This is a genomic window from Kaistella sp., assembly GCF_049588135.1.
Classification (GTDB): domain Bacteria; phylum Bacteroidota; class Bacteroidia; order Flavobacteriales; family Weeksellaceae; genus Kaistella.
This window is the reverse complement of sequence record NZ_JBAVFG010000176.1, coordinates 1-11,728: the sequence shown is the minus strand read 5'-3', so window position 1 is coordinate 11,728 and position 11,728 is coordinate 1. Positions and strand designations below refer to the sequence as shown.

Annotated in this window: 13 protein-coding genes and 1 pseudogene; all 14 read right to left on the bottom strand. The window is 32.5% G+C overall.

Going from position 1 to position 11,728, the window contains the following annotated elements:
• Positions 1–703 (bottom strand): annotated as a pseudogene (locus WBY99_RS09830) (conjugative transposon protein TraM); the annotation flags it as partial.
• Positions 693–1,058 (bottom strand): hypothetical protein, encoded by a 366-nt coding sequence (locus WBY99_RS09825; RefSeq protein WP_423976155.1) that lies wholly within the window; start codon positions 1,056–1,058, stop codon positions 693–695. The pseudogene WBY99_RS09830 and the gene WBY99_RS09825, both read right to left, overlap by 11 nt.
• A 2-nt stretch (positions 1,059–1,060) precedes the next feature.
• The gene (gene traK / locus WBY99_RS09820) at positions 1,061–1,672 is read right to left on the bottom strand and encodes a conjugative transposon protein TraK (protein ID WP_423976154.1); all 612 of its coding nucleotides are present in this window, start codon (positions 1,670–1,672) and stop codon (positions 1,061–1,063) included.
• A gap of 16 nt (positions 1,673–1,688) precedes the next feature.
• Positions 1,689–2,921: a hypothetical protein gene (locus WBY99_RS09815; RefSeq protein WP_423976153.1), complete on the bottom strand. Its 1,233-nt coding sequence runs from the start codon at positions 2,919–2,921 to the stop codon at positions 1,689–1,691.
• Between the two features lie 3 nt (positions 2,922–2,924).
• Positions 2,925–3,746, bottom strand: a complete 822-nt coding sequence (locus WBY99_RS09810) for a hypothetical protein (protein WP_423976152.1) — start codon at positions 3,744–3,746, stop codon at positions 2,925–2,927.
• Between the two features lie 6 nt (positions 3,747–3,752).
• Positions 3,753–4,421 (bottom strand): hypothetical protein, encoded by a 669-nt coding sequence (locus WBY99_RS09805; RefSeq protein WP_423976151.1) that lies wholly within the window; start codon positions 4,419–4,421, stop codon positions 3,753–3,755.
• A gap of 10 nt (positions 4,422–4,431) precedes the next feature.
• A complete protein-coding gene (locus WBY99_RS09800; protein ID WP_423976150.1) occupies positions 4,432–5,109 on the bottom strand; it encodes a hypothetical protein in 678 nt (225 codons plus the stop codon).
• A gap of 16 nt (positions 5,110–5,125) precedes the next feature.
• The gene (locus WBY99_RS09795) at positions 5,126–5,785 is read right to left on the bottom strand and encodes a hypothetical protein (RefSeq protein ID WP_423976149.1); all 660 of its coding nucleotides are present in this window, start codon (positions 5,783–5,785) and stop codon (positions 5,126–5,128) included.
• A complete protein-coding gene (locus WBY99_RS09790) occupies positions 5,772–8,837 on the bottom strand; it encodes a TraG family conjugative transposon ATPase (protein ID WP_423976148.1) in 3,066 nt (1,021 codons plus the stop codon). Before WBY99_RS09790 ends, WBY99_RS09795 begins: the two co-directional genes overlap by 14 nt.
• A complete protein-coding gene (locus tag WBY99_RS09785; protein WP_423976147.1) occupies positions 8,812–9,111 on the bottom strand; it encodes a DUF4133 domain-containing protein in 300 nt (99 codons plus the stop codon). Before WBY99_RS09785 ends, WBY99_RS09790 begins: the two co-directional genes overlap by 26 nt.
• Positions 9,112–9,134: 23 nt before the next feature.
• Positions 9,135–9,425, bottom strand: coding sequence for a DUF4134 domain-containing protein (locus WBY99_RS09780; protein WP_423976146.1), 291 nt, complete (start codon positions 9,423–9,425; stop codon positions 9,135–9,137).
• Between the two features lie 126 nt (positions 9,426–9,551).
• Positions 9,552–10,031, bottom strand: a complete 480-nt coding sequence (locus tag WBY99_RS09775; RefSeq protein ID WP_423976145.1) for a hypothetical protein — start codon at positions 10,029–10,031, stop codon at positions 9,552–9,554.
• Between the two features lie 41 nt (positions 10,032–10,072).
• Positions 10,073–10,723, bottom strand: coding sequence for a ParA family protein (locus WBY99_RS09770; RefSeq protein WP_423976144.1), 651 nt, complete (start codon positions 10,721–10,723; stop codon positions 10,073–10,075).
• 11 nt (positions 10,724–10,734) lie between these two features.
• On the bottom strand, positions 10,735–11,728 hold a 994-nt coding region (locus tag WBY99_RS09765), incomplete at its 5' end, for a relaxase/mobilization nuclease domain-containing protein (protein WP_423976143.1).

Genomic DNA, 11,728 nt, shown 5'->3' with positions numbered 1-11,728 from the left:
AATTAAAACTTGGATTCAGTGATGATTTATTCACCCGAAGTGTAGAATTTAAAAAAGCTGCCATTTTTTCTTTATTCTTTTTTAATTTATTTTCGGCTAAAAGTGCAGCTTGGTATTCGGGATCCCTTGCTTTTTCCAATGAATCCATCATGAGCATTTGTTTTTTCAACATTTTCACTGGATCATTCTCTTTTTCCTGTTGCCCGGAACTGGAAACACTTTGTGGATTTTCATAAGAATTTCCTCTTCCACTGCTTCCTTCATTGAGCATTCGAACCATATCAGCCGAACGTTGAAAATCTTTATCATCATTTTTTCCATCATAATATGATTTTCTTCCTAAGTCTCCGACCCTGTTAGAATTGAGACTTCTTACGATTTGAATGGAATCAATGTATCGTTTTTGGCGGTTATCGAGATTATCGGAATAATTCTGAAGACTGTTATCTTCTTTATCAATTCCATCAAGCATTGTTCTGCCGTCTCCTTTTGCGAAAAATTGGTCATAAGCAGCATTTTTGGAAAGAATTGAATCTTGAGTTTCACCTAATGAGAGCGATAATTCTTGTTTTGTAGGTGCTTCATCATTTTTATTTTTATCTTGAAATTTCGTTCCTAAAAATCCAAAAACCATAATCACCGGAAACAAGATCAATGGGAAAATATATTTAGGTTGTTTAAAATTGAGTTTTTTAATGTCCATTTTTCAAATTTTGGTATTGGTTAAAAAGATATTCGATTCTCAGACTGTCATTTTTTGTTAAAGGTGCGCCGCTTTCTCGTTTGATTTTATAACTTTCAAGCTCCTTTACAATGCTTTCTGCTTTTTGATCCTTTTGATCGAGGTCATATTTTGTTTTATCACTTTTAGAGTACATTTCGGGAAAGATTAAACTCTTTGCTACTTTGGGTTTAAAAAAGAAATATTGAATGAATGAAAATGTAAATGATAGGAGTAATAATATCATCACATATTTATAAGATTCTTTCGGATGCTTCATAACCCAATCTTTCAATTGGATTATGTTTTTTTTTGTTTTATAGTAGAATGCAATCATCGCTAATAATTTTTTGTTTTGTTAAGCAGTTCAGTATTGTCTAAAATTCTCCAGTTTGTTAATAAAACCCCGTGGGGATTGTTTGGACTTCTTATCATATCTTCGAAATTTCCTTCAGTAATCAATTTCCGAATGATAAGAGTGGTTTTCCTATTAATTGACTGCGTTCCGTAATAAGTAAATTTTTTATTGGGAAGATCTAATTTGATTGAATCAGCACGAACAGTTACGATTGAATTCCCTGATATGATTTGATTATAAAATCCTTTTTCCTTTAAATTGGTGTATTCTTTTTTTCCACTGTCATCAATTAAGTAAAGAGATTTTTGAACATTTTCTTTAATGTACTGATCGTCCGGTGCGAGTGTAAAAAACAATCGGTGAAAAAATTCAATTTGAGATTTATACTCTACTGGTCGGTTCAAAAGTTCATCAGTTTGTTTCACCAAAATTGGAACTCCGTTATCAATCACATACAATGATTTTCGAGAATCTTCCACCATTTTGTAAGCCATTACAAAACCTGCAATTACTATAATTACTGCAAAAAGTATTGCTGCAATTGAAACTGCTTTGTTGATTTTTATTTTTTGTTCTATATTTTTTACGAGCATTTTTTTATTTTTAATGTTATTTTTTAGCTTTTGCGATTGCTTTTCCTATTTCTTTTGCTGCTGCAACTGCTCCTGCTGCACCTCCCGTTGTAGCAGCTGCGGCAGTTCTTCCTACCGCTTTTCCTGCGCTTGCAACGGTGCCGCCACCTGCTTTAGATTTACTCATCATTCCTGCACCACCAGCGGAAACAATAGTATCTGCAATGGTAGGGGTCATTAAAATTCCAATCCCGGTAATAATGTAAGCGACTGCTGGAAACAATGCGGTGTACATCATTCCACTGTTTTGTACATAAACTCGAAGTGTTTGCATATCGGCTACACCACCTTCGCTAAGAATAAGCGCATATCTGTCTAATTCCATTTGGTAACCGCTCATAATAATTTGCTGACCGATGTTGATGATGGTATAAGAAATAAAGGTGTATAAATTGATATTGATAAATTTGGCTAACCAGTTTCCAAAAGAATTTTCAAACCCGGGAACGAGTGACATTCCTACGGCAATAGGACCAAGAATAATTAAAATATAGAGCCATATTTTTTGAATGAAGAAAATTAAATAGGTACAGACCCGAAGTATGGTGAGAGAAACTCCTTCGATAATTTCTGCTAATGTTTTCTGAATTTTAAATTCCATCCTCATATACCATTCTTTTACGGGAGCGAGTAGTTTATTGGTATCAATATCAAACCATTTATCATCTGATTTGCTTTCTAATTTATCCAATGCTTCTTGCTTTGCTTCTTCTTCAGCTTGAGTTTTAATGAGTATTTCTAAAATTTCATTTTGTTTTTGAAATCTTTTAACTCGAAGATCATTGGCGTCTTTTTCAATATCTTGGAAAAGTGCCATTCCTGGTGTTGCAAGTGCTTGCAGCGGGTATTGAATCATCCCAGTGAATTGTGTCCAAAACATTAAAATAAATGCAATAATTGTTGGTCTAATCAATGGTGTTACTTCCCAAGGTCTTGCTCCTTCCTGCATTTGCCACCCTAAATATCCCATATAACACAATGCTCCAAAACCGCCAATAGATTGACCAAGCATTTTGGCTCCTGCAGATTGAGTCGCCATTGTGGTGTCTAATTTTGTAAAAACTTCCATGAACCACTTTTCGAATGCTCCATCGCCTTTTAGAAATTGCAATAATTTGTTGTAATTTTCAGTATCTCCAGTTTGTCCAAAAACCACTACTGGTAAAAAGAAAACGAGAAGACAAATCGTAAGGGTAAATATTTTTTTCATATTTTAAAACTTATTTTTATATTTTGTCATTATACTTTCAACAATTTCTTTATCGCTTTTTGTAGGTATAGGTGTTACTGCTGTTTTTATGGATGTTAAGAGGTTTTTATAATCAAGATATAAGGTGTTTTTTTGGTCTCCAGCTCGGATTCTTTTTACAAATTTTCTCCAACCGATTAAAGTTTCATGATACATGAGAAATCTTTTTCCTCGCGGCATATCTAACATTCTTGAGTTATCATATTGATCTTTTAAAAGATCGAGTTGTTCTTTGAGATAATCAATCTCTCCAAATGCCAACATATTTTGATAGGTTTTATCATCCTTTAATTGCCATTGCATAAAATTCTGAGGATTAGAGGGGAACTCTTTCAAGGGTTTTAGCATTTTTTTGTAATAAAGCAACCAAAGGGGATCAGCTTCTGATGTTACTGAAGTCCAATGCGCAAAATCCTGTAAGTTTCTTTTGTAAAGAGTATCCACTTCAACTTTAATTTTCTCGGCTTCATTTCTTTGGTATTCTAATTCTGCAAACCTTTGAACCTCCAATCCTGTTGGTTTTAGAGGACGGATATCGGGACCGTTTTTGTAATCGTGATTTCTTGACGGAGATAACCACCCCCAAACTGTTGCATAAGCGAAATTGGTTTGAATGCCTAAAACATAATTAGGATAAGGTCTCCAGTCTCCCCAACTTTCAAAAACCTGTCTTTTATGTTGTGCAACAATTGATGGATCGTTTAGTTTTTTAACTGTCTGAGCAATTCCAAATACCGAAAAGCATAAGAATTGAAAGATGAAAATACGTGGTGTAAAAAATTTCATATTGTGTTATTTAAAAACCAAATTAAATTTTATGATAATATCTTTGACAATTGATCTATCAAGATTTACATAATTACTAATGGTTGGAATCTGATAGATAAATGGAATTGACTTTGCGTTTTTCAGTCTTATTTTAATTGCGATTAGATAGCCATTAATAAGCTGCGCTCTTGTAGAAATATTTCTGATGAGTAATTCTCTATCATAAGGATCCATCAAAAAATCGGCATCTTCTCTTAAAATATCCCGGGTGAGTTCGGTTTTTAATTGCAAGAGTTCCCTTGTTGCTCCGATGTAATATCTGTTCAAAAGAATTGCATATTCGGGATATTGTGTAGAAAGTGACAAAACATCTTGAGCATTTTGCCCAATTTGTACAAAAGTTTTCGACAAATAATACATTCTTTTTCCCTGTTTGATGGCAGAATTCACATTAACCAAATTGGAATAGATAAACTCTTGAATCGCTACGACTTGTGCAATTTTTTGATTTACATCATCATATAATTTTTTCTGTTTCTCGAATGAATTGAGAAACGACTCATTACTTGCAAGACGAACTGCTTGATTTTTAGTAACCTGTGTGAGCAGTTTATCATTGATAACAATGGTTTGTGCATTCGCAAAAGCAAAACTTCCAAATATTGAAATAGGTAATAAAATTTTATTTTTCATCTTCTATATTTTAAAAGTGGTTCATAATATCTTCAATAATCTTTTTATCCTTATTGATGTAATAGGAAACTAGAAATTTCTTGTACTCTACTTTCTGTTTAAGATCTCTTATTTTTCTAAGCATTAAATAAGAATCTGTTCGAAGTTGCCGCACTTCATCTAATGCATAATCCAACAAAATTTTACGTTCTGCCTTTTCCATTTGATTGATGGCTCCATAAGAAATCACAATCCCGGTTAATAATCTCACGATCATTTGCATATCATCTGCAAATTTTACTTCAGATGGTAACATGGGAATGATGGAATACGGTGCAGATTGGATTTCTTCAATGATTTTCGATTGAGTATCTTGTATTTTCTCACTTTCAAGAAAAATGGCATAACCAGTAGGAATTGTCTGCATTGCGAAATCCACAATTCTCAACCGATCTTGAATTTTATTGGTGGTTTCTTTGAATTTTGTCCACTGTTTTTTATTGACAGCTTCCGTAGCAAGGTTTGTGTCTTGCCAATTTTTCATGCTTTGCTGTCTTTCATTTTCCTGCATGCTATGACGAATTTCTTGGTTCATCATTGGAAACGACACATTTTCTTTTTGCCACGGAGGAGTAGTATTTCCACCAAAGGAGGTTAGAAATAAATAAACAATTGGAAGTGAAACGGGAAGAATATATTTTTTACGCATGATGATTTTTTTAAGATTAAAATCTATTTTTATACGTCCACATAATATTTTCTACAATACTTTTATCAGTATTGATATAACCTTGAAAAGGATTAATAGATTGAAACCAACCAAGTCTTATGGCTCTTTCAATATTCAATTTCGTAGCGAGCAACCAAATTTTAAGCATAATCACATTTTGAGATACCGAGAAAAGAAGTTTGTAACGATCACCTGCAGTCGCAAGATTTAATTCTCCTGGCTTCAACAAGTCAGTTACATCAGTAGTTAATTTAATTGCTTGTTCATAGGTCTTTTGAGATGTTCTTACGCCAAATACTGCAAATTGGGGATGGTCTTTCGTTAGCGTGAGAATATCACCGGAATATTGCAGACAACGGTCTATTTCATTATAAATATCAATGACCTGTATTCCATTTTTTAAAGTGCCGGAAACTTCAGTAAGACCTTTGAGAACTTTTTTTTGAATATTGTTGGCAACTACCATTTGAGTTCCAACCCAAGCTTGTGCTTGTTGTAATTTTGTTTGCTGTTCAATGGTTTTTTCTTGCTCTTTTTCAAGATTATCCGAATAAAGTTTTAATGCAAGCGTTGTCGTTGGATCGATGTAGGTATTTTGTGAGTAAGCAAAATTTCCTACGATCATTGCTAATAAAATAAAGCTATACTTTTTCATATTGGTAGTTTTTGGGGTTAATCAATTCAATAAAACTTAAATTTCGATCCTGCATTTCATTTCCTATGATTTTCAAAACATTTTGGTCACTGTTTGTATTTCTCATATGTTGGTAATAATCAACTGCTATTTTATCCAATGGTTTTTGATAGAGATTTACCAGGGAAACCATGTTTTCCATTTTATCATTGAGTTTTTTGAAATCACTTACAAAAAGCTGCAAAGCATCATCGTAATTTTCAGATTCCTTCACATAATATTCAATCGCTATTTTCTCAGGCTTTTCTGTGGTATAGGTTAAATATTGCTCCAAGGAAACTTCATTTCCATAAACTTCACCTTTAGAACCTCGTTTCAGATAAAATTCTTTGAATCGGCTTCTCCTATATTTGTTGTCGAGATTATTGATGGTGAAAATTTTATTTTGTTCCACCTTATTGAGGGAAAGTAAAGAAGCAATTTCTTCAAAATTATCTTTGAACTTGGTTTGATCCAGCAAAATGAAAGTGTCTGAATTATTAATGATGGAATCTTTTACAACCGTATTTCCGATAATATCACCGAGTTCTTGCGTAACAACAATTGCTTCACCCCAAAATTTCCTTACCGTTTTGTAGAGATAAAGGATATAACCGCCCATTAATTTTGAAGCAATTGCTTTCCAAGCTTCTTCAATAATCAATGCTTTTCGACGGTCTTTGCGTAAGCGCATTTTTTGGATAAACGTGTCCATAATAATGAGCGTTACAATCGGAAACAGTTTCGGGTTGTCCTTTACATTATCAATCTCAAATACAATAAATGGCTCGTAGAATAAAGTATTGTCAGCACTTTCGTTGAGCGTGGTTCCATATCTTCCACCTTTATAGAAATCTTTTAAGACGAAAAGATAATTACTGAGTTTAAATTCTTTTTCGTCGACCGGATGCTTTTTATTATTGAGATAAATCGGTAAAAACTGGTCACAATAATCATAAAATGAATTGAATGAAAGTTCAGGAACTTTTAATTTCTCTTCCAATTCAATAATCCTTTTTATTAAAGCATTTTTTAAAGCTTCATCCCATTCTTTAACACTTTCCGGGCGTTTGATAATGGATTTTGATTTTGTAAGAATCAATTGAGTTTGATTATAAGCTCTTCTTTTCACTTCATCAGTTAGGGTCTCATAAGCCTCATGCACTTGAAAAAACTTTGAAGCATCATAATTTGGATTATTTGTGTTTTTATCCGGGTGATGTAATTGAATGAGTTTTCTTCCTTTATTTTTAATTTCAGCAGTGGTGGCATCAAAGGGAAGTTCTAAAATATCATAATAGGTTTTATTTCCTTCTAATTCTTTTTCATAATCATTGAGAATATCTTCTTCATGAATATTAAATTTTTTTAAATATTGTGAAAGCTCTTCTGTACTTTTGTCTTTGTACCAATCATTACCACCATTAAAAAACTGATGATAATATGACATTAAAGCATTGTCCAGAATTGATTTTTGAGTAGAACTCATCGTGGCATCTGCTCCTTGCCAGATTAAAAAGATCAGATTGGCTAAAAACTCTATTTTTTCAATATTAAATTCTTCTTTACTCATTAAAAAAGGATTCATAGTAATGGGTTTTTCCTCGGTATATTGAATGTATCGCCCTCCTTTATATGCACACAAACCGGAATAGGAATCTCCGGTATCTACAATCACAACATCAAAATTATAAGTCAAATATTGTTCAATGATATTATTCATCAAGAAAGATTTACCCGAACCGGAAGGACCGAGAACAAATTTATTTCTGTTATTTATTCTTCCTGTTTTCATAGGTAAATCTGCGGGATCAACTTTTAAAGGAACGCCCTGTCTATCGGTAAATCGTAAGTAAAAATTAGAATCTTCGTTTATCGGATAACTCTCTTTAAAAAAAAAACACAAGGCAGCTTCGCTTGTTGTAGTAAATAAATCATAGTCTTTTAGTTCGACGGCATTCCCCGGGAGACAACATCGAAATAGTTCCAACTGATTATAGGAATTCTGTGAAACAATGATTCCTTTCATAAACAGTTTGTTTTCAATTAAAGATTGGGTTTCTTCCATTTGTTCTAAGGAATCTGCCGAATATGCTATTGAAAAATGGGCATCTACAATCACCTGACCATCCATTGCTACATTGTGTAACAATTCATCAATTTCATTGGCTACAATGGCATTTGAGGGAGAATTATTTGCTACACCTTCATGTTTCTTTTTCTTTTTTTCTAATTCCCGGTGTTTGGCAGATTGATGTGGAATAGAAATAATTTGATTATAAATAATCGTTCGGTATTCGTCAAGTTCATTAATAAATGAAAAATTATCTACCGCCGTATCTGCTGCTGTTCCATTTCCGCCTAAAGTAGAATAGGTTTCAATTGCGGAAGGGAGTTCTATTTTTTCAATATCCACAAAACTGATTGTTTTTATATATTGGTTTCCAATTTGTAAATGTTCATTCGTGGATTTAATATTGTTAAATGTTGGAGTTTCAGAAAATTTCATTGCTAAAATTCCATTCATGTAATAATCAAAGTCTTTTTCTTTAAGAAACTTTGGCTCACAATTATTTTGGTTAAGCAACATGAATATCTTTTGGCACTTATCTCTTAATATTTTGTAGGATTTTTCTGAAAAGGTGTATGCTTTTTTCTTTTTGCTGTGATCCACGATTTCCGAAAATAAAAGAATGGTATCAATCGTTTTGTAAATTCTTCCGTCGAAATGTTCGGAATATTTTTGTTGTAAAAATTCTTTTTCTTCTTCAGCAACATATTTTTGTTTACTGAAAATATCAATTTTCTGAACCACATGATTTTCACCAATAATGGCAACAACTTGATTAAGTATAGTATGAAAATGTTCATAAGAGTAAGGATCGGCAGAATATTGTTCTACAATATTTTTAATTTGAATTCCGATAATGGGATTTCCATATTGACCAATCAATACATCAAAAGTCCAATTATTATCTTGACCATAATCATAACCAATAAAGGGAATATCAAATATTTTTTTCTTTAAACTCATGATTTATTTTTTTTGTAAAATTTGCATTTTTAATTTGCACAGAAATGATATGCAGTTCTTCATCGTTTTTTGTTTTATTGTGAAGACCTTTTGTATCTTGCATTTTATAGCTCCACCAAATTCCGATTCCGCCGATTGCTGCTCCCACAAGTAAACCCCAACCTCCAATTAAAGAAGACATTATAGCTACCGTCATAAAACCTCCGACCGCAGAACCCATAGCGTAATAGATGTATTTGTCCTTTAATCCGAAAAAAACAAGGGGTTTTTTCAACCCCTTGTAAAGTAAATAGCCCATTAGAACATTGCAGCAATAAATGTTGGAACGATCAATAGGAATACACAAGCTCCACCCCAACCAACAATTTCTTTGTTGATGTCTTGGTCGCCATTTGTCCACTTGTTGTAAATTCGAATTCCTCCAACGGTTCCTACAATAGCTGCAATAGCATAAATAAGAAGTTTAAGGTCTGCCATGTAGCCAGATAATGTTGATGCAGCATTTCCTAAAGCAGCACTACCGCCTGATTGTGAAAATACCGGAGTTATGGCTAAAAGCACGATAAATGCAGTGAATGCCTTTTTCATTAAATTGTGTTTTTTGATTTTTTGATTCATAATAATTAAATGTTAGTGGTTAGAAATTAGATTTTGACCTTAGGTTTTGAGGGTTTACGTGCGAAAATTCATATTAAATATTTTTAATTTTCCAGATTACATCATGGATTGATAAATCTTGTATCCATCGTTGTTTGAAACAAGTTGCACACTGGTTTCTGCAAGATTGAGCAATTGGCACCATTTATCTTTGCTTGTTTTATTCGGAGTTGAATGCGTTTCTTCGCTGCTTGAACTCAAGATGACTTCATTATTCTGATGAAAAGAATCGATGTTTTGTTCAAACTCAAACTTCTCCCTCCAATAATCTATATCTTCTCTTTCTTCTGATTCTTCAATAGGAGAAGGCTGTAATTCTCTTTTGGTAAATGAGTTTGGCATATTAAGATTTTCAACATCTTCAATCCCAATATCCTTTACATCATCCTCATATTCTTCTGAAAATTCCATTAAAGAAAACTCTTCTGTTTCTTCATTTTTTACGGTAATTTCTTTTTTCAGGAAAAGATCGTAGATCACATTTCCTACATAGTATAGAAAGTATATCGCGATAACTATGGCGGCAAATTTTGTCATTTTACTATTTATTTTTATCTGTTATTTTATTGAAACTACCTTTAAATGGTAATCTGCAGTGTTTCATTGATGTACTCAATCAATTCATTAAATGAATTTTTTACGGCATATTTTTGTTCATAAGTGAGTTTTCTCGTATCAATACTTTGCAAGCAGTTTCTCTTGAAAACAGGACTTTTAAGAAGCATTCCGTATTTTGTAATTTCTTCATCCATTCCTTGCTGATTTAGGTATTTGTAGCCTTTGTCATACTTTGATCGAATGAATACTCTTTCTGCCTGACTTTCCAGAAGTCCTAAAAAATTCACAAAAACCAAAGTTGATTTTGCCGACACATCAGAGTATTCAAATGGTATGACGATGAAATCACTATAAATCAACAAATCGCTGTACTTTGCATCTAATGTTCCTGCAAGATCAAATAGGTTAATTTCTTCACTTTCTTTCAGATTGATTAAAGTTTCAAAGTCTGAAAATGGTTGCTCTTCCTCCTCTCCTATTATTTCTACGTCATACAACTTTGGAGCATCGAACATTGCATCTTCTTTCCATTTATGGTAAAATGATTTCTGATAATCAAAATCGAAAACATTAATTTTCCTTTTCGAATAGGTTGAAATGTAATTGGCAAAAGCTATGGCAAGTGTTGTTTTGCCTGTTCCTCCTTTTTGTGTTGCAAAAGTGATTATCATTTCTTCTGATTTTATTTTTTCTTTTTTCTTCTCTTTTTGAGTTCATTCTCGGCAGGGTCTTTTGCTGCAGTTGAACTTTTCATGAATTCAAATAACATTTCATCAATGGCTTTATTTATTTCTGTTTTTTCTTTACTTTGTACTCTGATTTCATTTGCTTGAATCGGATTCATAAATTTTTGAAATTCCTTCTCTCCAATTAATGCTTGAAGTTCTCCGATATAATGGTATCGTGTATGAATAGCATGTATTTTTTCGTCTTCGCCTTTGGTTATTGAAATATTCTTATCATTATTTTGATTTGAATTTTTGATAAAATCTTTGACTTCAAACTGAACTTTTCTATACGTTTCCAAGTCTTTCTTTTTTCGATTTTCGAAAAGCATAAAATCTTTGATTTCAATTTTTGGATTGTTTTTGGAAATAAATTCCAACACTATTTTTTTCGATTCCTGATTTTGAATATTGTAATCTTTCAAGATTTCAAAAAGCTTTTTGTCTATTTTGTTCGGAGTGAAATCAAACATTTCATTCATCTTCACAATATCACTTCCTTTATATACTTTTGGGGTTTTGTGGTCGATCACCGTATATCCGAATGGATTTTTATCCTCTTTGCTATGAAAAACCATATCAATTCCGAAAACATCTCGAAGCTTTTTCTGAAGCTCACTCTCAAATTCAATTTTGGGTTTCCCATCCTCGTTTTGTTTTCTTTCTGGAAGCATCGAATCCTGTCGTCTTTTGTCTTCCACTTTGAAAACTTTATTCGAGTAAATTTCTTTGTATTTGCTCAAAATGGCTTTAATTTGATTTCTCCTGTTGTCATTTTTACCATTATCAAAAACAATTTCATTTCCGTAAATGGTTTTCTGTTTTACTCCGTTTTTTAGAATGTTAAAAGTTTTTTCATCATTTGTGTTTTTGCATAGCTTATAACCATTTCTGTTGAGTAAAGTTTCCAATTGATTCAGAGAACTTACTTTATAATTCAAAAGTTTATTG

Bases quoted from the DNA above. Each gene is read 5' to 3' on its own strand.
- WBY99_RS09825 (WP_423976155.1), bottom strand. From the start codon at position 1,058: ATGATTGCATTCTACTATAAAACAAAAAAAAACATAATCCAATTGAAA.
- traK (WP_423976154.1), bottom strand. From the start codon at position 1,672: ATGCTCGTAAAAAATATAGAACAAAAAATAAAAATCAACAAAGCAGTT.
- WBY99_RS09815 (WP_423976153.1), bottom strand. From the start codon at position 2,921: ATGAAAAAAATATTTACCCTTACGATTTGTCTTCTCGTTTTCTTTTTA.
- WBY99_RS09810 (WP_423976152.1), bottom strand. From the start codon at position 3,746: ATGAAATTTTTTACACCACGTATTTTCATCTTTCAATTCTTATGCTTT.
- WBY99_RS09805 (WP_423976151.1), bottom strand. From the start codon at position 4,421: ATGAAAAATAAAATTTTATTACCTATTTCAATATTTGGAAGTTTTGCT.
- WBY99_RS09800 (WP_423976150.1), bottom strand. From the start codon at position 5,109: ATGCGTAAAAAATATATTCTTCCCGTTTCACTTCCAATTGTTTATTTA.
- WBY99_RS09795 (WP_423976149.1), bottom strand. From the start codon at position 5,785: ATGAAAAAGTATAGCTTTATTTTATTAGCAATGATCGTAGGAAATTTT.
- WBY99_RS09790 (WP_423976148.1), bottom strand. From the start codon at position 8,837: ATGAGTTTAAAGAAAAAAATATTTGATATTCCCTTTATTGGTTATGAT.
- WBY99_RS09780 (WP_423976146.1), bottom strand. From the start codon at position 9,425: ATGAAAAAGGCATTCACTGCATTTATCGTGCTTTTAGCCATAACTCCG.
- WBY99_RS09775 (WP_423976145.1), bottom strand. From the start codon at position 10,031: ATGACAAAATTTGCCGCCATAGTTATCGCGATATACTTTCTATACTAT.
- WBY99_RS09770 (WP_423976144.1), bottom strand. From the start codon at position 10,723: ATGATAATCACTTTTGCAACACAAAAAGGAGGAACAGGCAAAACAACA.